Source organism: Streptomyces sp. NPDC097640, from assembly GCF_040302705.1.
GTDB lineage: Bacteria > Actinomycetota > Actinomycetes > Streptomycetales > Streptomycetaceae > Streptomyces.
Map to the genome: position 1 here is coordinate 12326 of NZ_JBEOSB010000004.1, position 21113 is coordinate 33438.

21 protein-coding genes are annotated in these 21113 nt (G+C 71.8%); 12 read left to right on the forward strand and 9 right to left on the reverse strand.

Annotated features, from left to right (window positions below; translation table 11 throughout):
- Positions 1-97: 97 nt before the first annotated feature.
- Positions 98-1720, forward strand: a complete 1623-nt coding sequence (locus tag ABTY62_RS06615; RefSeq protein WP_352128301.1) for a beta-N-acetylhexosaminidase — start codon at positions 98-100, stop codon at positions 1718-1720.
- Positions 1721-1756: 36 nt separating this feature from the next.
- Here the strand turns inward: ABTY62_RS06615 and ABTY62_RS06620 are convergent, their stop codons facing one another.
- From ABTY62_RS06620 to ABTY62_RS06635, 4 genes are read right to left on the reverse strand one after another with little or no spacing between them, the layout of a single operon-like run.
- The gene (locus ABTY62_RS06620; RefSeq protein WP_352128302.1) at positions 1757-2923 is read right to left on the reverse strand and encodes an acyl-CoA dehydrogenase family protein; all 1167 of its coding nucleotides are present in this window, start codon (positions 2921-2923) and stop codon (positions 1757-1759) included.
- A 3-nt stretch (positions 2924-2926) separates the two neighbouring features.
- Positions 2927-3871, reverse strand: coding sequence for a hydroxymethylglutaryl-CoA lyase (locus ABTY62_RS06625; protein ID WP_352128303.1), 945 nt, complete (start codon positions 3869-3871; stop codon positions 2927-2929).
- Positions 3871-6099, reverse strand: a complete 2229-nt coding sequence (locus ABTY62_RS06630) for an acetyl/propionyl/methylcrotonyl-CoA carboxylase subunit alpha (RefSeq protein ID WP_352128304.1) — start codon at positions 6097-6099, stop codon at positions 3871-3873. The genes ABTY62_RS06625 and ABTY62_RS06630 overlap by 1 nt, the downstream gene beginning before the upstream one ends.
- Before the next feature lie 30 nt (positions 6100-6129).
- Entirely contained in the window at positions 6130-7782 is a 1653-nt protein-coding gene (locus ABTY62_RS06635) for a carboxyl transferase domain-containing protein (RefSeq protein WP_352128306.1), read from the reverse strand.
- A gap of 95 nt (positions 7783-7877) precedes the next feature.
- Between ABTY62_RS06635 and ABTY62_RS06640 the strand changes: the two genes are divergently transcribed.
- The 3 genes from ABTY62_RS06640 to ABTY62_RS06650 all read left to right on the forward strand — a co-directional run bounded on the left by ABTY62_RS06640 (position 7878) and on the right by ABTY62_RS06650 (position 10773).
- Complete coding sequence (locus ABTY62_RS06640; RefSeq protein WP_352128307.1) at positions 7878-8555, forward strand: SACE_7040 family transcriptional regulator; 678 nt, start codon at positions 7878-7880, stop codon at positions 8553-8555.
- A gap of 107 nt (positions 8556-8662) precedes the next feature.
- Positions 8663-9820 (forward strand): acyl-CoA dehydrogenase family protein, encoded by a 1158-nt coding sequence (locus tag ABTY62_RS06645; protein ID WP_352128308.1) that lies wholly within the window; start codon positions 8663-8665, stop codon positions 9818-9820.
- Between the two features lie 50 nt (positions 9821-9870).
- Entirely contained in the window at positions 9871-10773 is a 903-nt protein-coding gene (locus tag ABTY62_RS06650; protein ID WP_352128309.1) for an acyl-CoA thioesterase, read from the forward strand.
- Positions 10774-10810: 37 nt separating this feature from the next.
- Here ABTY62_RS06650 and ABTY62_RS06655 read toward each other — a convergent pair whose 3' ends face one another.
- The 3 genes from ABTY62_RS06655 to ABTY62_RS06665 form a co-directional block, all read right to left on the reverse strand.
- Positions 10811-11611: a phosphatase gene (locus tag ABTY62_RS06655; protein WP_352128310.1), complete on the reverse strand. Its 801-nt coding sequence runs from the start codon at positions 11609-11611 to the stop codon at positions 10811-10813.
- Between the two features lie 66 nt (positions 11612-11677).
- Positions 11678-13162, reverse strand: a complete 1485-nt coding sequence (locus tag ABTY62_RS06660) for a DEAD/DEAH box helicase (protein WP_352128311.1) — start codon at positions 13160-13162, stop codon at positions 11678-11680.
- A gap of 169 nt (positions 13163-13331) precedes the next feature.
- A complete protein-coding gene (locus ABTY62_RS06665) occupies positions 13332-13535 on the reverse strand; it encodes a cold-shock protein (protein ID WP_311729690.1) in 204 nt (67 codons plus the stop codon).
- Between the two features lie 351 nt (positions 13536-13886).
- Between ABTY62_RS06665 and speB the strand changes: the two genes are divergently transcribed.
- The 5 genes from speB to ABTY62_RS06690 all read left to right on the forward strand — a co-directional run bounded on the left by speB (position 13887) and on the right by ABTY62_RS06690 (position 16938).
- Positions 13887-14870: an agmatinase gene (gene speB, locus ABTY62_RS06670; RefSeq protein WP_311729689.1), complete on the forward strand. Its 984-nt coding sequence runs from the start codon at positions 13887-13889 to the stop codon at positions 14868-14870.
- Between the two features lie 56 nt (positions 14871-14926).
- A complete protein-coding gene (locus tag ABTY62_RS06675) occupies positions 14927-15217 on the forward strand; it encodes a hypothetical protein (RefSeq protein ID WP_352128312.1) in 291 nt (96 codons plus the stop codon).
- Between the two features lie 188 nt (positions 15218-15405).
- The gene (locus ABTY62_RS06680) at positions 15406-15561 is read left to right on the forward strand and encodes a hypothetical protein (protein ID WP_352128313.1); all 156 of its coding nucleotides are present in this window, start codon (positions 15406-15408) and stop codon (positions 15559-15561) included.
- Between the two features lie 35 nt (positions 15562-15596).
- A complete protein-coding gene (locus ABTY62_RS06685) occupies positions 15597-16139 on the forward strand; it encodes a sigma-70 family RNA polymerase sigma factor (RefSeq protein WP_352128640.1) in 543 nt (180 codons plus the stop codon).
- Positions 16123-16938 carry a hypothetical protein gene (locus ABTY62_RS06690; RefSeq protein ID WP_352128314.1) on the forward strand — a complete coding sequence of 272 codons (816 nt, stop codon included), beginning with the start codon at positions 16123-16125 and terminating at the stop codon, positions 16936-16938. Before ABTY62_RS06685 ends, ABTY62_RS06690 begins: the two co-directional genes overlap by 17 nt.
- A 134-nt stretch (positions 16939-17072) precedes the next feature.
- Here ABTY62_RS06690 and ABTY62_RS06695 read toward each other — a convergent pair whose 3' ends face one another.
- Positions 17073-17540: an ATP-binding protein gene (locus ABTY62_RS06695; RefSeq protein WP_352128315.1), complete on the reverse strand. Its 468-nt coding sequence runs from the start codon at positions 17538-17540 to the stop codon at positions 17073-17075.
- Positions 17541-17681: 141 nt separating this feature from the next.
- Between ABTY62_RS06695 and ABTY62_RS06700 the strand changes: the two genes are divergently transcribed.
- The 3 genes from ABTY62_RS06700 to ABTY62_RS06710 are packed head-to-tail and all read left to right on the forward strand — an operon-like array spanning position 17682 to position 19746.
- Positions 17682-18536 carry a helix-turn-helix domain-containing protein gene (locus tag ABTY62_RS06700; protein ID WP_352128641.1) on the forward strand — a complete coding sequence of 285 codons (855 nt, stop codon included), beginning with the start codon at positions 17682-17684 and terminating at the stop codon, positions 18534-18536.
- Between the two features lie 11 nt (positions 18537-18547).
- Positions 18548-18766, forward strand: a complete 219-nt coding sequence (locus tag ABTY62_RS06705) for a DUF397 domain-containing protein (RefSeq protein ID WP_352128316.1) — start codon at positions 18548-18550, stop codon at positions 18764-18766.
- Positions 18763-19746, forward strand: coding sequence for an aldo/keto reductase (locus ABTY62_RS06710; RefSeq protein WP_352128317.1), 984 nt, complete (start codon positions 18763-18765; stop codon positions 19744-19746). The genes ABTY62_RS06705 and ABTY62_RS06710 overlap by 4 nt, the downstream gene beginning before the upstream one ends.
- Before the next feature lie 9 nt (positions 19747-19755).
- Here ABTY62_RS06710 and ABTY62_RS06715 read toward each other — a convergent pair whose 3' ends face one another.
- Positions 19756-20925 (reverse strand): serine hydrolase domain-containing protein, encoded by a 1170-nt coding sequence (locus tag ABTY62_RS06715; protein WP_352128318.1) that lies wholly within the window; start codon positions 20923-20925, stop codon positions 19756-19758.
- Positions 20926-21113: the final 188 nt, after the last annotated feature.

Sequence of the window (21113 nt, forward strand, 5' to 3'; positions counted from 1 at the left end):
TATTGGTCTGGACCTTGACCTCAACTGGGCCGCGCGGTACGCAGGATGTACGCCTGGTTCGCTTGGTCCGCCTTGTCCGTCTGCCGAAGGAGACGCCATGGGACGACGCCGGATCCGCCTCCGACTCCTGTGCTCCCTGCTGCTCGCCGTGGCGGCGAGTACGGGGACCGCCGGCGCCGCGCAACCGGGCGCCACCGAGGCGGGCGCCACGGCCGCCGGGGCGCGGCCGGTGCCGCTGGACCGGGTGGTGCCCGCCCCCGCCTCCGTACGGCCCGCGGAGACCCCGTACACGCTCGGCCCGCGCACCCGGATCCTGGTGGACCCCGGCTCCCGCGCGGCGCGCCAGGTGGGCGACTATCTGGCGGGCGTGCTGCGCCCGTCCACCGGGTACCGGCTGCCGGTCGCCGCGCACGGGGGCGGCGAGGGCATCCGGCTGCGGCTCGTCGGCGAGGCGGCCGGCGGGCGCGGCCTCGGGGCGGAGGGCTATCGGCTGGAGGTGACCCGGCGCGGGATCACCATCAGCGCCCGCGAGCCCGCGGGCCTGTTCCACGGCGTCCAGACCCTGCGCCAGCTGCTGCCCGCCGCCGTCGAGCGGAAGACCTCGCAGCCCGGCCCCTGGACCGTCTCCGGCGGCACCGTCACCGATGTGCCGCGCTACGCCTACCGGGGCGCGATGCTCGACGTGTCCCGGCACTTCTTCACCGTCGGCCAGGTCAAGACCTATATCGACCAGCTCGCCCTCTACAAGATCAACACCCTGCATCTGCATCTGTCGGACGACCAGGGGTGGCGGATCGCCATCGACTCCTGGCCCAGGCTCACGACCTACGGCGGCTCCACCCAGGTCGGCGGCGGGCCCGGCGGCTTCTACACCAAGGCCGACTACCGGGAGATCGTGCGGTACGCGGCGAGCCGCCACCTGACCGTCGTCCCCGAGATCGACATGCCGGGCCACACCAACGCCGCCCTCGCCTCCTACGCCGAGCTGAACTGCGACGGCGTGGCGCCCCCGCTCTACACCGGCACCGAGGTCGGCTTCAGCTCGCTGTGCGCGTCCAAGGAGGTGACGTACGACTTCGCGGACGACGTCATCCGGGAGCTCGCCGCGCTCACCCCCGGCCGCTATCTCCACATCGGCGGCGACGAGGCGCACTCCACCAGCCATGAGGACTTCGTGGCCTTCATGGACCGGGTCCAGCCGCTCGTCGCCAAGTACGGCAAGACGGTGATCGGCTGGCATCAGCTGACCGGTGCCCGGCCCGCGAAGGGGGCCATCGCCCAGTACTGGGGGCAGGACGGCAGCGAGAAGGAGGTCGCGGACGCGGCCAGGGCGGGCACCCGGCTGATCCTCTCGCCCGCCAACCGCGCCTACCTCGACATGAAGTACGACAAGGACACGCCGCTGGGGCAGGACTGGGCCGGGCTGGTGGACGCCCGGCAGTCCTACGACTGGGACCCGGGCGCGTATGTCCAGGGAGCGCCCGCCTCCTCGGTCCTCGGGGTCGAGGCGCCGCTGTGGACGGAGACCCTCTCGACGAGCGCGCACCTCGAGTACATGGCCTTCCCCCGGCTCCCGGGCATCGCCGAGCTCGGCTGGTCCCCGTCCGCCACACACGACTGGGCCGCCTACCGGGTGCGGCTGGCCGCGCAGGGGCCGCGGTGGGACGCGCTCGGCATCGACTACTACCGCTCGCCCCAGGTGCCGTGGCCCACGCGCTGAGCGGCGCGGGCCACGGCCGTGCGGGCGCCCTCGCTGTCAGCCCACGAGGCCCAGATCGCGGGCGATCAGCATCCGCTGGACCTCGCTGGTGCCCTCGCCGATCTCCAGGATCTTGGAGTCCCGCCACATCCGGGCCACCGGATACTCGTTCATAAAGCCGTATCCGCCGTGCACCTGGGTGGCCTCCCGGGCGTTGGTCACCGCGACCTCGGAGGAGTAGAGCTTGGCGATCGACGCCTCCTTCTTGAACGGCTCTCCGCGCACCAGCCGGGAGGCCGCGTCCCGCCAGGCCACCCGGGCCATGTGCGCCCGCATCTCCATGTCCGCGATCTTGAACTGGATGGCCTGGTTGGCGCCGATGGGGCGGCCGAACGCCTCGCGGGTCTTCGCGTACGCCACCGACTCGTCCACACAGCCCTGGGCCAGGCCGGTGGCCATCGCGGAGATCGCGATCCTGCCCTCGTCCAGGATCTGTAGGAACTGGGCGTAGCCGCGGCTCTTCTCGCCGAGCAGATGGTCCGCCGGGACCCGGCAGTCGGCGAACGACAGCTCGCGGGTGTCCGACGCGTTCCACCCGACCTTGGAGTAGGGCGCGGCGACCGTGAGGCCGGGGGTGCCCGAGGGCACGATGATCGTGGAGATCTCGGGGCCGCCGTCGGGCTTGCGGCCGGTGACCGCGGTGACCGTGATCAGCGCGGTGATGTCCGTGCCGGAGTTGGTGATGAAGCACTTGGTGCCGTTGATCACCCACTCGCCCGTGGCCTCGTCCAGCCGGGCGGTGGTGCGGGTGGCCCCCGCGTCCGAGCCGCCGCCGGGCTCCGTCAGGCCGAACGCGCCCAGGGACTCGCCCGAGCACAGGCCCGGCAGCCACTGGCGCTTCTGCTCCTCCGTGCCGTAGCGGAAGATCGGCATCGCGCCCAGCGAGACGCCCGCCTCCAGGGTGACCGCCACGGAGGAGTCCACCCGGGCCAGCTCCTCGATGGCCAGACAGAGCGTGAAGTAGTCGCCGCCCATGCCCCCGTACTCCTCGGGGAAGGGCAGCCCGAACAGGCCCATCCGGCCCATCTCGCGGACGATCTCGTACGGGAACTCATGCTGCTCCCAGAACTCCCCGATCTTCGGGGCCACCACGTCGTGCGCGAACGCCTCGACGGTACGGCGCAGTTCCTCGTGCTCGGGAGAGAGACGGTGGTCGGTCGACATGGCTCAGATCTCCTTCGGGGAGAGCGCGCGGACGGTACGGGAGGGGCTCGGGCGGCCCAGATGGCGGGCCATCCACGCGCTGGTGGCGGCGAGCCGGCGGAGGTCGACCCCGGTCTCGATGCCGAGGCCGTCGAGCATCCACACCAGGTCTTCGGTGGCGAGATTGCCGGTCGCGCTCTTCGCGTACGGGCAGCCGCCGAGGCCGCCGGCGGAGGCGTCGACGCAGGTGACGCCGTACTGGAGCGCCGTGAGGGTGTTGGCCAGCGCCTGGCCGTAGGTGTCGTGGAAGTGGACCGCCAGCTTCTGCGCCGGGATGCCCGCCTCGCTCAGGGTGGCCAGCAGCTCCAGCACATGGCCGGGGGTGGTCACGCCGATGGTGTCGCCCAGGCTCAGCTCCTCGCACCCCATGTCCAGCAGGCGGCGGGCGACCGACACCGTCTGCGAGACGGGGACCGCGCCCTCCCACGGGTCGCCGAAACACATGGACAGATAGCCGCGCACCCCGGCGCCCGCGGCGCGGGCCTCGGCGACCACGGGCTCGAACATCTCCAGCACCTCGCCCACCGAGCGGTTGAGGTTGGCGCGGGCGAAGGACTCGGTGACGCTGGCGAAGACGGCGACATCGCGCGCGCCGAGCGCCAGCGCGCGCTCCAGGCCGCGCTTGTTCGGCACCAGCACCGGCAGCCGGGCCTCGGTGCCCTCCAGCAGCGGCATCAGCTCCTCGGCGTCGGCCAGCTGGGGCACCCACTTGGGGTGGACGAAGCTCGTCGCCTCGACGGTGGTCAGCCCCGCCTCGACGAGCCGGCGGATGAACTCCGCCTTCACCGCCACGGGGACCAGCGTCTTCTCGTTCTGAAGCCCGTCCCGGGGGCCCACTTCATGGATGCGCACCCGGGCGGGCAGCCCGGGGGCCGGGAAGGTCATCGGGAGGGTGTCGGGGAGGGCCATCACTCACGCTCCTCGGTGTCGTGCGGGGTGACGACCGCCAGCGGCTGGTCCATGGCGACCGTGGAGCCGGGGGCCACATCGAGTTCGGTGACGGTGCCGTCGTGCGGGGCGGAGATGACGTGCTCCATCTTCATGGCCTCGACCACCACCAGCCCCTGCCCGGCGGTGACCCGGTCGCCGACGGCCGCCTTGACCACCGTGACCGTGCCGGGCATCGGCGCGGTGAGCTCCCCGGCGTGGACGCCGGCGGCCCCGCCGCGCAGCGCCGCCTCCACCGGGTCGTGGCCGGCCACCTGCCAGGCGTCGCCGTCCCGGCCCAGCCAGTGGCCGGAGCCCTGCGCGGCGTACGCGAAGGTGTGGGTGACGCCGCCCCAGTCCAGCACGGCATGGGCGCCGTCCCCGTCGAGGCGGCCCGCCCTTCCGGCCGCCGGGCCTGCGGCGGGCAGCACCGTCAGCCGCGCCCGGACGATCCGGGGCTCGCCGCTGTCGGCGGCTGCCGTGTCGCCGTGGGCCTCGGCCGGCGCTTCACTGCGGCCGGGCGCTGCCGCGGCTCCCGGGGGCGCGCCCCCGGCGCCGGCCTCCTCCACCCACACCTCCGCGTCGTGGGCCCGGCCGCGCACCCGGACGGTCACCGGGGCGTGTCCGGGCACCTGCAGCGCATGGATGGTCCAGGCCGGCTCGCCGCCCAGCCGCCAGCCGGTCGGGACGGAGAACGGGTCGACCCAGCCCCGCGGGCCGCTGGACCCGGAATGCCCGCCCGGCGCGGAGAGCCCGTCCGCGGCAGGCCCGCCCGGCTCCAGTGCCGCCTGGCGCAGCAGGGCCGCCGCCGCGTACACCTCGTCCGGGACGGTGGGGGGCACCAGGCCGGGGGCCTCGCGGTCGACGAGGCCGGTGTCCAGGTCGCCTGAGGCCACGGCCGGGTGGGCGGCGAGGCGGCGCAGAAAGCCGGTGTTGGTGTCCAGGCCCAGGGTGGTGGTGCGGGCCAGCGCGGCACGCAGCCGGCGCAGGGCGGTGGGACGGTCGGGGCCGTGGGCGACGACCTTGGCGAGCATCGGGTCGTACACCGTGCCGACCTCCGTGCCGACGGCCAGCCCGGAGTCGACCCGCACGCCCTCCCCGTCCGGCTCGGACAGCGCGAGCACGGTGCCCGCCGAGGGCAGGAAGTCGACGGTGCCCGAGGCGGTGATACGGGCGGTCTCCGCGCAGATGCGGGCCTCGACGGCGTGGCCGGTGAAGGTGATGTCGTCCTGGGCGAGCGGCAGATGCTCGCCGGCCGCGATCCGCAGCTGCCACTCCACCAGGTCGAGCCCCGTGATGAGCTCGGTCACCGGGTGTTCGACCTGGAGGCGGGTGTTCATCTCCATGAAGCAGTACGCCGCCGGGTCGTCGCCCGGGACGATGAACTCCACCGTGCCCGCGCCCACATAACCGCAGGAGCGCGCGGCCTGGACCGCGGCCTCGCCCATGACCGCCCGGGTGGCGGCGTCCAGCAGGGGGCTCGGCGCCTCCTCGATGATCTTCTGATGGCGGCGCTGCAACGAGCACTCGCGCTCGCCGAGGTGGATGACGTGGCCATGGCCGTCGGCCAGCACCTGGATCTCGATGTGCCGGGGGCGGTCGATCCAGCGCTCGACCAGCAGCGTGTCATCGCCGAACGCGCCGCGGGCCTCGCGCCGCGCGGCCGCGATCTCATCCGCGAGCCGCGCCTCCTCCCGCACCAGCCGCATGCCCTTGCCGCCGCCGCCTGCCGAGGGCTTGAGCAGCACCGGCATGCCGATCTCGCGGGCGGCGTCCGCGAGCTGGGCGTCGGTGAGGGCGCTGCCGGTGGAGCCGGGCACCACGGGCACGCCCGCGGCCCGCACGCTCTCCTTGGCGCGGATCTTGTCGCCCATCAGCTCGATCGCGGCCGCGGGCGGGCCGATGAAGGCGAGCCCGGCGCCGGTGCAGGCGCGCGCGAAGGCCGCGTTCTCCGCGAGGAAGCCATAGCCGGGGTGCACGGCCTGGGCGCCGGCCCGGTCGGCCGCGTCCAGCAGCCGCTTGGCCGACAGATAGCTCTCGGCGGGGCTCGCCGGGCCCAGCCTGACCGCCGTGTCCGCCTCGCGCACATGCAGCGCGTCCGCGTCGGCGTCGCTGAACACGGCGACCGAGCGCACACCGAGCCGCCGCAGCGTACGGATCACCCGGACGGCGATCTCCCCGCGGTTGGCCACCAGGACTGTCTCGAACATCGGGCTCACACTCTTCAGCTCCACGGTCCCTCACATCCGGAAGACGCCGAAGCCGGGCGTCACGGGATCCTGGCCGGGCTTGCCGGGAAGCGGCGCGTTCGCACAAGCGGTGAGGGCGAGGCCCAGCACCGTGCGGGTCTCCAGGGGGTCGATCACGCCGTCGTCCCACAGCCGCGCCGTCGCGTAATAAGCGTTTCCCTGGGTCTCGTACTGCTCGCGGATCGGCGCCCGGAACGCCTCCTCCTCGTCCGCCGGCCACTCCTCGCCGCGCGCCTCCAGCTGGTCGCGCTTGACGGTGGCCAGCACGGAGGCCGCCTGCTCGCCGCCCATCACCGAGATCTTCGCGTTCGGCCACATCCACAGGAAGCGCGGCGAATAGGCGCGCCCGCACATCGAGTAGTTCCCCGCGCCGTACGAGCCGCCGACGACGACCGTGAGCTTGGGTACGCGGGTGCAGGCCACGGCGGTGACCATCTTGGCGCCGTGCTTGGCGATGCCGCCCGCCTCATAGCTGCGGCCGACCATGAAGCCCGAGATGTTCTGAAGGAACACCAGGGGGATGCCGCGCTGGTCGCACAGCTCGATGAAATGGGCGCCCTTCTGGGCCGATTCGGAGAACAGGATGCCGTTGTTGGCGACGATGCCCACCGGATGGCCCATGATGTGCGCGAAACCCGTCACCAGGGTCGTGCCGAACTCGGCCTTGAACTCGGCGAACCGCGAGCCGTCCACCACCCGCGCGATCACCTCGCGCACGTCGTACGGCGTGCGCGAGTCGACCGGCACCGCCCCGTAGAGGCCCGCCGGGTCGACCGCGGGCTCCTCGGAGGGTCTCACCGCCCACGGCAGCTCCCCGCGCGCGGGCAGCGGCTCGGGGAGCGTCGAGACGATCGTGCGGACGATGCGCAGGGCGTGGGCGTCGCTCTCCGCGAGGTGGTCGGTGACGCCGGAGACCTTGGAGTGGACCTCGCCGCCGCCCAGCTCCTCGGCCGTGACGACCTCGCCCGTCGCCGCCTTCACCAGCGGCGGCCCGCCCAGGAAGATGGTGCCCTGCCCGCGCACGATGACCGCCTCGTCGCTCATCGCCGGGACATACGCCCCGCCCGCCGTGCAGGACCCGAGCACCGCCGCGATCTGCGGGATGCCGGCGCCCGACATCCGCGCCTGGTTGTAGAAGATCCGGCCGAAGTGGTCACGGTCGGGGAAGACCTCGTCCTGCATGGGCAGGAAGGCGCCTCCGGAGTCGACCAGATACACGCACGGCAGGCGATTCTCCAGCGCGACCTCCTGGGCGCGCAGATGCTTCTTGACCGTCATCGGGTAGTAGGTGCCGCCCTTGACCGTGGCGTCATTGGCGATCACGACCACCTCTCGGCCCGCCACCCGCCCGATCCCCGCGATCACGCCCGCCGCCGGGGCCTGGCCGCCGTACATCCCGTCGGCCGCGAGCGGGGCCAGCTCCAGGAACGGCGAGCCCGCGTCGAGCACGGTGTCGACCCGGTCGCGGGGGAGCAGCTTGCCGCGCGCGGTGTGCCGCGCCCGCGCCTTCTCGCCGCCGCCCAGCCGCGCCGCGGCCAGCTTCTCGCGCAGCCGCGCGGCCAGCTCGCGGTGCGCGGCCTCATTGGCCGCCCAGGCGTCGGACGCCGGATCGGCGGCGCTGCCCAGCACCGGTGCCTGCTCCATGACTACGGGCTCCCTTGCTCGTGGTCCGGTTAATGAGCGTTAACCCATCCCTGCCAGGTTAACGACCACTAACGCCGCTGTCTAGAATCTCTTCCATGAGCACGCAAGCCCCTGCCCCCACCCGCCGCGAGCAGATCCTGAAGGAGGCGGCGCGGCTGTTCGCCGAGCGCGGCTTCCACGGCGTCGGCGTCGACGAGATAGGCGCGGCGGTCGGCATCAGCGGACCGGGCCTCTACCGCCACTTCGCGGGCAAGGAGGCCATGCTGGCGGAGCTGCTGGTCGGCATCAGCGGCCGGCTCCTGGCCGGCGGCAAGCAGCGCGCCGCCGAGGCCTCGGAGCGGGAGCGGGACCCGGCCGCGGTGCTGGACTCGCTGGTCCGGAGCCATATCGACTTCGCCCTCGACGACCGCCCGCTGATCATCCTCCACGACCGCGAGCTGGACCGGCTCCGGGACACCGACCGCAAGCTGGTGCGCTCGCTCCAGCGGCAGTACGTCGAGCTGTGGGTCCAGGTGGTGCGCGAGGTCCATCCGCGGCTCGCCGAGCCCGAGGCCCGGGTGTGCGTCCACGCCGTGTTCGGCCTGCTCAACTCCACCCCGCACCTCAGCCGCCCCGGCACCCTCCCGGGCCGCGCCGCCGCCGCCGGGCTGCTGCACCGCCTGGCGCTCGGCGCCTTCAACGCCGCGGCGGACGGGGGCGCTCCGGACGCCGGGGACGAAGCCGGATCCGAAGCCCGGCCCGAAGCCGGGTCCGGGGCCGGGTCCGAGAGCTGAGCCGCGGGCCCTCCGGGCGGGGGCGGACGGGCCTGGACAGGCGGCCGACCGGCCGGTAGCTTTCGCTGAGCAAGCGCTTAGCCAGCTGACCGAGGAGGCCGCCGCAGATGCGTCGCACGGTGTTCAACGAGGACCACGAGGCGTTCCGGGAGACCATCCGCGACTTCATCGCCGCCGAGGTCGTGCCGTACTACGAGGAGTGGCGGGAGGCGGGCCAGGCCCCGCGCGAGTTCTACAAGAAACTCGGCGAGCTGGGCATCTTCGGCATCGAGGTGCCCGAGGAGTACGGCGGCGCGGGCGAGACCAGCTTCAAGTTCAACGCGATCATCACCGAGGAGGCCGCCCGGGCCGGGGTCAGCTTCGGCGGCAGCAGCGTGCACACCGCGCTGTGCCTGCCGTACCTCCTCAAGTACGCCACCGAGGAGCAGAAGCGGCGCTGGCTGCCCCCGTTCGTCTCCGGCGACCTGATGACCGCCATCGCCATGACCGAGCCGGGCACCGGCTCCGACCTGGCCGGTATGAAGACCACCGCCAAGCTGTCCGAGGACGGCACGCACTACGTCCTCAACGGCGCCAAGACCTTCATCACCGGCGGCGTGCTCGCCGACCGCGTCCTGGTCTGCGCCCGCACCGCCCCCGCCACCCCCGAGGACCGCCGCGGCGGCATATCCATCCTCGTCGTCGACACCAGGAGCGAGGGCTACGCGGTCGGCCGCAAGCTGGAGAAGCTGGGCCTGAAGACCTCCGACACCGCCGAGCTGTCCTTTACCGACGTCAAGGTGCCGGTCGAGGACCTGCTGGGCGAGGAGGGCCGGGCGTTCGCGTACCTCACCCACAACCTCCCGCAGGAGCGCCTGGGCATCGCCGTCAGCGCGTACGCGCAGGCCGCCGCGGCCGTCGAGTTCGCCAAGGCGTATGTGGCGGACCGTACGATCTTCGGCAAGACGGTGGCGTCCTTCCAGAACACCAAGTTCGTGCTCGCCGACTGCAAGTCCGAGGTGGACGCGATGCAGGCGGTCGTCGACCGGGCCCTGGAGGCGCACGACGCCGGCGAGCTCACCGCCGCCGACGCCGCCTCCGCGAAGCTCTTCACCACCGAGCGCGCGGCCGTCGTGATCGACAAGTGCCTCCAGCTGCACGGCGGTTACGGCTACATGATGGAGTACCCCATCGCCCGGCTGTACGCGGACACCCGCGTCACCCGCATCTACGGCGGCACCAGCGAGGTCATGCGGTCCATCGTCGCGAAGTCCATGGGCCTGTGAGACCCGCCCGTAAGACCCGTGCAATCTTGGTCTGCAAAACTCCTTAAACCATGAACGAAGCACCACAAAGCGCGCTCCAGAACCTGCTGGATCTGCTCGACCTCGAGCGGATCGACGAGGACATCTTCCGCGGCACCAGCGGCGCGGCACCCCTGGTGCCGCGCGTCTTCGGCGGACAGGTCGCCGCCCAGGCCCTGATCGCGGCCGGCCGTACCGTCCCGGCCGACCGCCCGGCGCACTCGCTGCACTCCTACTTCCTGCGCCCCGGCGACCCGAACGTGCCCATCGTCTACACCGTCGACCGCATCCGCGACGGCTTCTCCTTCACCACCCGCCGGGTGGTCGCGGTCCAGCACGGCCGGCCGATCTTCCACCTCTCGGCGTCCTTCCAGCGCCACGAGGAGGGCCTCGAGCACCAGGAGCCGATGCCCGACGTGCCCGACCCGCTCACCCTCCCGGCGGGCGAGGAACTGCTGCCCCGGTACGCGCACCTCTTCAGCGGCCCGAGCGTGATCGAGCGGATGCTGGAGGCGCGGGGCGCGATCGACCTGCGGTACGTGGACGCGCCGCCGTACGCGAGCGTGGGGCAGCCGCGCGAGCCGAAGTCGCAGGTTTGGTTCCGGACGAACGGCAAACTGGACGGCGCCGCCGACGACCCCCTGATGCACATCTGCCTGGTCACCTACGTCTCCGACATGACGCTGCTGGACTCGGTGCTGCTCGCCCACGGCCGCGGCGGCTGGGTGGTCGGCGACATCGTCGGCGCCAGCCTGGACCACGCCATGTGGTTCCACCGCCCGTTCCGCGCGGACGAGTGGCTGCTGTACGACCAGGAGAGCCCCTCCGCGTCCGGCGGGAGGGGCCTGGCCAAGGGTCGTATCTTCACCGCCGACGGTCAGCTGGCGGTCTCGGTGATCCAGGAAGGCGTCATGCGCGTCCCGCGCCCCCGTTAACGACAGGCCCTGGGGGTCTGGTTCGGGCCCGCTCGGGTCAGAACCGGGCCGTGAGCCCCGCCGCGTCCAGCAGATAGGCGACCATCGGGTCGTAGAACCGCGGGCTGGTGACATGGTCGTCCAGCGGCACCACCACCTGGAGCGTGCCCTCCGCCTCGCCGAGGAACAGTGCCGGGTCGTTGCAGTCCGCGTACCCCACCGCGTCGATGCCCCGCTGCCCCGCGCACCCCGCCCAGCCGTGGTCGGCGACCACCAGATCGGGCAGCGGCCGCCCCTCCCGCTCCAGCCCGTCCAGGATCGCGGCCATCGGGGCGGGGGAGTGGGTGTGCCACAGCGTGGCGCCGCGCTCCAGCATCGCCACGTCGCAGAACTGGAAGACGTACCCCTCGTCCGCCTCCAGGCCGCCCGGGATCTCCACGATCTCGCACCCCGCGGCCCGCAGCGCCGCCGCCGTGGAGCGGTGCACCTCCAGCAGCCCGCCCGGGTGCCCGGTGGCGAACAGCACCCGCTCCTTCGCCTCGGCCGCCTTGCGCAGCACCGAGGCCATCCGGTCCAGCGCCCCGACCGTGAGCTCGGGGTCGATGGTGTCCTGCCCCATCCGGTGCTGCGGGTCGTCGACCACGCCGCAGCGCTCCGCCATGACCGCCAGCACGTCCTGTTCATCGGCCCAGCGGTCGCCCAGCTCCAGACCCAGCCAGTAGTGGCGGTCGCCGTTCGCGAGCTTGCGGTAGTGGGAGAGGTTGTTGTCTCTGGGCGTGGCGACGTCGCCGGCGATGCGAGTACGGACCAGGTGGTCGATCAGTTCGGCCCGGCCGGGCACGGAGCTGGGTATCGGCATGGGGCCTATTGTCGCCCCTCTCACGAGGAAATGGGGGCGACTACCGAGGTGCGGGCCCTGACAGGATCATGATGCCGACCTCGGCCGGGACGCCCCCGCCCGGCGGCCGCGCCGCCGGCCACGGCCCCGGCGCTGCCCGCCGGCGCCCGGCGCCGCCTGATCCGGGGCCGGTGCGCTGATGGTGACGGGGACACCGGAGGGGGCCTGCGCGCCGGTGATCCGGGCCAGCTCGGCGTCCTCGGAGTGGACCCGGGCGATGTGCGGGGAGATGCCCGCGTCCGTCATCAGGCCGGTCATCGCACGGCGCTGGTCGGGCAGGACGAGGGTGACGACGGTGCCGGAGCCGCCCGCGCGGGCGGTGCGGCCGCCGCGGTGCAGATAGTCCTTGTGGTCGGCCGGCGGGTCGACGTTGACGACGAGATCGAGGTCGTCGACGTGGATGCCCCGGGCGGCGACATTCGTGGCCACCAGCACGCTGACGTGGCCGGTCTTGAAGTAGTCCAGCGTCCGGGTGCGCTGCGGCTGGGATTTGCCGCCGTGCAGCGCCGCCGCCCGCACCCCGCTGGCCAGCAGGTGCTTGGTCAGCCGGTCGACCGCGCGCTTGGTGTCCAGGAACATGATGACGCGGCCGTCGCGGGCGGCCACCCGGGTGACGACGGTGCGCTTGTCGGTGTCCGCGATGTGCAGCACATGGTGCTCCATCGTGGTGACGGCGCCCGCGGAGGCGTCGACCGAGTGCACGGCCGGATCGTTGAGGAAGCGGCGCACCAGCTGGCCGACGTTGTGGTCGAGGGTCGCCGAGAACAGCATGCGCTGACCGTCGGCCGGGACCTGCCGCAACAGCCGGGTCACCTGGGGGAGGAAGCCCATGTCGGCCATCTGGTCGGCCTCGTCGAGAACCGTGATGCGCACCTGGTCCAGGTGGCAGTCGCCGCGTTCGATCAGATCGTGAAGCCGTCCCGGGGTGGCTATGACCACCTCGGCGCCGTCGCGCAGCGCGCCCGCCTGGCGGCCGATCGACATCCCGCCGACCACGGTGGCCGCGCGCAGCCGCAGCGGCCTGGCGTACGGGGTGAGCGCGTCGGTGACCTGCTGGGCCAGCTCCCGGGTGGGCACCAGGATCAGGGCGAGCGGGTGGCGGGGTTCGGCGCGCTGCCCGGCGGTACGGGCCAGCAGGGCCAGGCCGAAGGCCAGGGTCTTGCCGGAGCCGGTCCGTCCACGGCCCAGGACATCGCGCCCGGCGAGCGCGTTGGGGAGCGCGGCCGCCTGGATCGGGAAGGGCACGGTCACGCCCTGGCGCGCCAGCTCGGCGGCGATCCCGTCCGGCAGGTCCAGCTCGGTGAAGGAGTCGACGGCGGGCAGCAGCGGGGTGGTGCTCGGCGGCAGGGCGAACTCGTTCCCGTCGGCCGGTATGGGGGCGGGCGCGGCGGCAGGGCGACGGTTGCGGGGGCGCGCGGAGCCGTTGCGGGACGAGGCGCTGCGGGACGACGCGCTGCGCGCGGAGGCGCTGCGGGGCGAGGCACTGCGGGACGAGCGGGCGGGGCGGTTCATGCGGAGCCTTCCTCGTACGGCGCGTTTCGAGGGGGACTCCTCAGCGGGGATGATCCCGGGAACGAGAGATTGCAGAACGTGCCGGAGAGCGGAATGGGTGACGGGCAGGCGCGAGCCGGGGCCCGCACCCTTTCGGGCGCGGGCCCCGGCTCACTCACTGTGTACTACGTCAGGCGGGCACGATGTTCTCGGCCTGCGGGCCCTTCTGGCCCTGCGTGACGTCGAACGAGACCTTCTGGCCCTCGTGGAGCTCGCGGAAGCCCTGGGTGGCGATGTTCGAGTAGTGGGCGAAGACGTCGGCGCCGCCGCCGTCCTGCTCGATGAAGCCGAAGCCCTTTTCCGCGTTGAACCACTTCACGGTGCCAGTCGCCATGTCATTCTCCTTTGACAGGTGCAGAACCGAAATCCGAACCTTACGGATTCCGCGTCGCCGCAATGACCCCATCCGGAAATGACCGGAAAAACAGAAATGCGCCTGATCGCTACATACTCGTCAGGCGCACATAACGTTCATGGGTACCAAAACTGCAACTACTAACACGCTAGCACGTGTGGTACCCGGGCGGGGGAGCCACGCCGTGTGATTCTGCGCGTCCGCATCGGGCCGCGGGCCGGCGGCCCGATGCCAAAACGGGCGGGACATGGACGTGGCGTCCAAAACGGCCGCCGTGATCATCGGGAACGTACATGTGCCGGGATGCCCGGCCTGCCTACCCTCTGAGCCATGACCACAGCAGACCGCCGCCCCCTCGGCCCCGTCGACTCCTCCCGCGTCCCCCGCTACGCGGGCCCCGCCACCTTCGCCCGGCTCCCGCGCGTCGACGAGGTCGGCGGCGCGGCGGACGTCGCCGTGGTCGGCGTGCCCTTCGACAGCGGCGTCTCGTACCGCCCCGGCGCCCGCTTCGGCGGCAACGCCATCCGCGAGGCGTCCCGGCTGCTGCGCCCCTACAACCCGGCCCAGGACGCGTCCCCCTTCGCCCTCGCCCAGGTCGCGGACGCCGGTGACATCGCCGCGAACCCCTTCAACATCAACGAGGCCGTCGAGACCGTCCAGGCCGCCGCCGACGACCTGCTCGCCACCGGCGCCCGCCTGATGACCCTCGGCGGCGACCACACCATCGCCCTGCCCCTGCTGCGCGCCGTCGCCCGCAAGCACGGCCCGGTCGCCCTCCTCCACTTCGACGCCCACCTGGACACCTGGGACACCTACTTCGGCGCCGAGTACACCCACGGCACGCCCTTCCGCCGAGCCGTCGAGGAGGGCATCCTCGACACCTCCGCCCTCTCGCACGTCGGCACGCGCGGCCCCCTCTACGGAAAGCGGGACCTGGACGACGACGCCAAGATGGGCTTCGGGATCGTCACCTCCGCCGACGTCATGCGGCGCGGCGTGGACGAGGTCGCCCAGCAGCTGCGTGAGCGCATCGGCGACCGCCCCCTCTACATCTCCATCGACATCGACGTCCTCGACCCCGCCCACGCCCCCGGCACCGGCACCCCCGAGGCGGGCGGCCTCACCTCCCGCGAGCTCCTGGAGATCCTGCGCGGCCTGGCCTCCTGCCACCTGGTCTCCGCCGACGTCGTCGAGGTCGCCCCGGCCTACGACCACGCCGAGATCACCTCCGTCGCCGCCTCCCACACGGCGTACGAGCTCACCACGATCATGGCCCGCCAGATCGCGGCGGGGCGCGCTTCCGGCGGCGCCTGAGGGGGCCTCAACGGGCAGGGTGTGCTTGGGCGGTGGCACGGCATAGCGTCGGCCGTGTGATGATCGAAGACCTCAAACACGGCCGGTGTGCTTCTTGCGGAAGCCAAGAGATCTACCAGGCGGAGATCTACGTCTCAGCCGGGCGGTTCAGCATCCGCAAGCCCGGTCGCTTCAAGGTGAGGCGGGCTGAGTTTTCGGCCTTCGTCTGTGCCTGGTGCGGCTTTGTCCAGTGGCATCTGATGCTCGACCAGCACGCGCGCCACTGGCTCCAGACCACGTTGCCCCGCGTCCCGTCGAGCCCGGCCCAGCCGCCTGCGCCGCCCCAGCCCCCTCAGCCGCCTGTGTGACGGCCGTCGCCGCCGGTGTCGGCAGGGCCGTCTGTAACCGGACCGGTGCAGTCCGTAAGAATTTCGTATTGTCTGATGCACATTCGGACTCTCGCGAACGCTAGAGGTAACAGAGGGCGCAAGTTGGCGCACTCGCGGGGCGGGGACGGGGCCGCCTCGTACGACCGATAGAAGGACAGCGAAAGTCCGTGAATCTTCAACTCATAGGGGATCTCGCCACCGCCGCGCTCGTCATGCGCGTTTTCGGCGGCGACGTCATGGCCCTGCTGCGCCGCGCCGCCGCGGCCGGGGTCCGCGTGGGCATCTCGGAACTGCACCAGGGACACGAGGAGGGGAAGCGGTGACGCGGGACCACCTCCACCCGCGGGGTGTGACCTCGATGACCGGACTGCCCGACGAACTCCCACCGGACTTCCGCGCCTTCCACCAGCTTCACCGCGGCGCCTATGTCCACCGGGCCGAGGTCTACCTCGGCAACCGCGCCGACGCTGAGGAAGCCGTCGACGAGGCGTTCGAACAGCTCGCCCGTTCCTGGACCCGTGTCCTGGCCATGGAGAACCCTGCCGCCTATGCCTGGAAGGTGATGAAGCACCGCGCCATCGACGTGGCGCGTGCGCGAAAGCGCGGCCCCTGCCTCGTGGACAACGCGACCTTCGAAACCGCCGCCCTGCGCGACGCGATCGACCCCATCGCGATGCTCGAGGAGAGCCTGAACCTCTATCAGGCGATCAAGAAGCTCCCGGAACGCCAGCAGGACGTGGTCATCCTGCTCCACTGCCGTGGCTACACCGTCGCCCAGACCGCCACCCACCTCGGCATCACCGAGGCCGGCGTACGTTCCACCGCGCGCTACGCCCGTCGCCGCCTTCAGCAACTCCTCGAGACCAGCGAAGGAAACAATGCCGATGACCTCGCTCATTGACCACGTCCTGGCGCGGGCTCTGCTCAACCCCACCCCTGCCCCCGACCTCGCCGCCGCCGAGGCCCGCCTCGCCGCCCGCCTCGCCGACGGTTCCCCGGACTGCGCGGCGACGGCCGACGGCCGGGACCCCGTCGCCGGCCATGTGCCGGATACGGACGAGCGGATGGCGCGGGACCTGCGAACCCTGTGCGAGGCGATCATCGGGCGAGACGGCGCTCTGGCGCAGTTGCAGGAGGTCATCACCCACCGCATCCTCGAGCCGCCCGGCGCGCGAGTTCTGGGCTGCGTCCTGCAACTCGCCGGCCACGAAGACAGCGCGCAGTTCTGGTGGCAGTTCGCCGGCGGCGCCGGTGACCCCGCCGCCGCCTACTGTCTCTACCTCCACCACATGGCCCTCGGGGAGGAGGCCCAGGCCCACTGGTGGCTGGCCTGGTGGCACGAACAGGCGGGCAGAGGCATTCCACCCGTGACCGACCCGGAGAAGGAGTCGGCCACCACCGACCACGAGATGGCCATCGCCCTGCGCATCCTGCGCGGTCTCAAGAAGGGCACCGTCGCCCCCGCGGCCACCACCGCGGTCATCGAGTACGTCGCCCAGGCCGTGGACTTCATCGACGACCTGGACCTGCCCCTGCCCGAACCGGAGTTCGCCGACCGCATCGAAGACCTCACCGCCACCGAGACCGTCACCTTGAGCGCGGCCCCGCCCGGCAGGGCCCTCCTCCCCGAACGCCGGTCCGGCCACCCATCCGGGTGCGGCAGGGCCCGGGGAGCGGTGAAGGCGACCAGCGGCGCGTGAGGGCCCGCGCGGAATTGATCGACCCCGGCATCCGAACTGGCGGGGTCGATCAACAGCCGTGCGGTGGGCGCAGGTCCCGCCGGGTCGAACCCTGTCGCGTCGGGTGTGCGCGGGCTCGGGATGGCGGAGCTCCCCTACAGAGCTTTGAGTACCGGAGCATCGGACAGCGAGAACCACACGCTTTTGCTGGTGGGGTGTAGCCCGCCGTGCCACACCGTCCCCCAGGCGTCGGCACACGCCTGGACCAGCAGGAGGCCACGCCCGTGTTCCGCGTCGGCCTCCGCCTCGGGGGTGCGGGGTGCAGGCGGCCAGGGGGTGCCATGGGGGTCGTCGTCCCGTACGGATACGTGAAGTTGGTGGCCCCGGACCGTCGCTTCGAGTGAGAGCAGCGGCACCTTGGTGTGCAGGTGGACGTTTGCGACGACCTCGCTGACCAGGAGGCGCGCGGTCTCGACGAGGGCGGGGTGGCCGGTGGCCGCCAGGAGGCCCGCGACCATGTCGCGCGCCACTTTGGCGGTTTCGGGGATGTTGGGGGCGCGGAGTCGGTAGCGGTGGGCCGGTTCGGTTGCCTCGATGAGGAGTTGGGCTGGCAGGTCGGCCATGGTGGTACTTTCCGGCGCCGCGCGCGTGTCACATCAGTAGCGGTACGATCACAGACGGTATGGATAAACTCTGTGCCGGTACAAGGTTTTTCTCCGTGTCTCACTCGTGTGGGTGGCGGAGAAGGAAGGACTGTGACGGCCATGCCGCCAAGGGACACTCCGACGGTTCGACAGATGCGCCTCGGGTCCGAGCTGCGGAGAATGCGGGAGCGAGCGGGCAGGACCGCCCGGGAGACCGCGGCGCTGCTCGGCGTCGACCAGGCCAGGGTGAGCAACATCGAAGCGGGCCGGATCGGGATCAGCGGCGAGCGCATCCGCCGGCTCGCCACCTTCTACGCGTGCGCTGACGCCGCGTTGGTCGACGCGCTGTGCGCCATCGCGGAGGAGCGGCGGGGGCAGTTCTGGTGGGACGAGTATCGCGGAATCCTTGCACCGGGCTTTCTGGATGTCGCCGAGATGGAACACCATGCCGTGTACGTCCGGTCCATGCAGGCGATGGTGATCCCGGGTCTGTTGCAGACCGAGGACTACGCGCGTGTTCTCTTCCAGGGCGTTGTTCATTCGCTGCCAACCGAGGAGATCGACGCAAGGGTTGAGCACCGAATGCGGCGGCAGACGATCCTGGAGCGCGACGAGCCCGTACGGCTGACGGCGACGATCCACGAGGCGGCGTTGCGCATGCGGTTCGGCGGTCGCAAAGTGGCTCGCGCGCAGCTTGAGCACCTGATGACAGCGTCCGACCAGGAAGCGGTCACCGTGCGCCTCGTCCCCTTCACCAACGAACACTTCGTCGAGACCACCAACCCGATCCTGTATGCCGGGGCGCCGATTGCCCAACTGGACACGGTTCAGGTGGACAACGTCGTCGGGGGACGCTTCCTGGACGCCGAGGCCGAGCTTCACAGGTATCAAAAGCTGCTCGACAGGGCTGAACGCCTGGCGCTCGATGCGGAAGAATCGCGGCAGCTCATCCATCACATCGCGCGAGAACTGTGAGAGGCGTGGTCATGAGTGCATCGATCCAGTGGCGGAAGTCATCATTTTCGGGCGGTGACGGGCCGGAGTGCGTCGAGCTCGCCCGGCGCGCCGACACCACCCTCATACGCGAGAGCGACGACCCCCACGTCGTCCTCGCCGCCACCCGCCCCGGCCTCGCCGCGTTCATAGCCGCCGTGAAGGCAGGGGACTTCGACGACCTGGCCGTACGAGGAGGATCCGCGGGATGAGGACGAACCGGCTCGGGCGCAGCGCGGTCGAGGTTACGGAGCTGGGGTTCGGGGGCGGGCCGCTGGGTGGGCTGTTCGAGGCGCTGGACGACGAGACCGCGGCCGGCGCGCTGGCCGAGGGGTGGGACCTCGGCATCCGGTACTTCGACACCTCGCCCCACTACGGCATCGGCCACTCCGAGCGCCGGATGGGCGAGCTCCTCCGCGACAAGCCGCGCGACGAGTACACGCTGTCGACGAAGGTCGGCAGGCTGCTCGTCCCGCAGGACCCGGCGGGCCGCATGGATGAGGCGTTCCAGGTGCCCGCCACACACCGCCGCGTGTGGGACTTCTCCCGCGACGGCATCCGCCGCAGCGTCGAGGACTCCCTCACCCGCATGGGCGTCGACCGCATCGACATGCTCTTCCTCCACGACGCCGAGAAGCACTTCGAGGACGCCCTGCGCACCGGCTACCCCGCGCTCGCCGAGCTGCGCGCCGAGGGCGTCGTGGGCGCCATCGGCGCCGGGATGTACCACACCGGCATGCTCACCAAGCTGGTCCAAGAGGCGGACGTGGACGCGGTGATGCTGTCCGGCTACTACACGCTCCTCCAGCACAACGCCCTCGACGACCTGCTGCCCGCATGTACCGAGCGCGGCGTCTCCGTACTCGCGGCGTCGATCTTCAACTCGGGTCTGCTCGCCACCCCGCGCCCGGCCGAAGGTGCGCACTTCGAGTACGCGCCCGCCTCGCAGGAGCTGGTCGGCCGGACGCATCGCATCGCCGATGTCTGCGAGGCGCACGGCGTGACGCTTCCGCAGGTGGCGATGGCGTTTCCGCTGCGGCATCCGGTCGTCGCGGGCATCGTCGTCGGCATGCGCACCGCCGAGGAGGCGCGGAGCAACGTCGAGTCGTTCGGGGCCGGGATCCCGGACGGGGTGTGGGCCGATCTGCGGGGCGAGGGGCTGCTCGACGAGCGGGCGCCGACCACTGCGTAAGGCCTGAATTCAACCGGCCTTCTCGAAGGCGGCGTTGATGACGGCCATGACGTAAGGCCGTTCGGAGGCGGTGCCCGTGGGGTTGAGGGAGTAGACCACACGGCGTGTCAGGTCGCGGGTGGCGAACACGCCGTTGGTCCACCCCGGGAGGGAGCCGGTCTTGCCCCACACGGTGACGCCGTTGTCGAGTGTGACCCGCATCAGGCCGCCGGCGCTGAAGCAGCTCGTTCCGTTGATGCAGTTCGTGTTGGTCGGCGCGCTGGCTACGTCGGGCACGGTGAATGCCAGCTTCTGCTGGGCGGGCGGGAGGAGCCGGCCTCGGAACAGGGCGGTCATGAACCGGTCCAGATCGGCGGCGGTGGAGATCATTCCGCCCTCGGCCCAGGCCCAGGGGCTCTGCTCGGTCACCTCGTCGGCACCGACGTGGACGCGAGCGTGCGGTGTGGCGATCGACAGGTCGTCCGATGCGGGGAGGCTGGTGTCGCCCAGCCTCAGCGGCAGGATGATGCGGCGGGTGAGTTCGTCGCCGAAGCTGCGGCCGGTCACCTTTTCGACCAGCAGGCCGAGGACGAATGTGTTGACGCCGTTGTACTGCTGGACACTGTCGGGCTCGGTCGGCTGAGTTCTCTGGCTCGCGGCGGCCGCGAACGCATTGCGCACCACGTCCCGCGGCGACACGCTCTTCCGCCACCAACCGGGGCCGTCGGCAGGCCCGGGTATCCCGGCCGGGGCCGGCAGACCGCTGGTGTGGTCCAGGAGTTCGCGTACGGTGACCGCGCCGTACGCGGCCGGGATGAGGTCGGGCAGATAGCGCCGGACGGGCGCGTCGACGGCGATCCGGTGCTCGGCGGCCAGCTGGAGCACGACCGTGCTGGTGAAGATCTTCGTCACGCTCCCGATGCGGAAGTGAGCGTCCCGGGACACGTCCCCCGCGGTTCCGGCCCACGGCATCGCCGGGCCGTCCCCCGCCACCATGACCAGCGCACCGGCGACAACCGGATCGGGGAGGCGAGCGAGCAGATCCCGCATCGGCGCGGGGTCGAACGAGGCGGCGACCGCCGCGCGTTGCGGCACCGCGGCAGTCGCCATGGCGGCGGGAACGCACGTACCCGCGGTGATCGCGGCGAGGGCGACGCCGGTCACGGCCAGGCGGCGGAGGGCGGACGGGCGGTGGTGCATCGGGCTGCTCCCAAGGGTGTTGCCACAGAGCGGGGTAATGGTGAACCGCGGGCAACTCTGCCCGGCCCGAACTCAGGAGCCATCGGGGATCACCCCGGAAAGCCCCCTCGGCCAAAGGGGCCCCGCCCGTAGGGGTTGCCGTCCGGTGCCCTGAGAAAGAACACCAGGAAGCCCCGGAATGACATGTT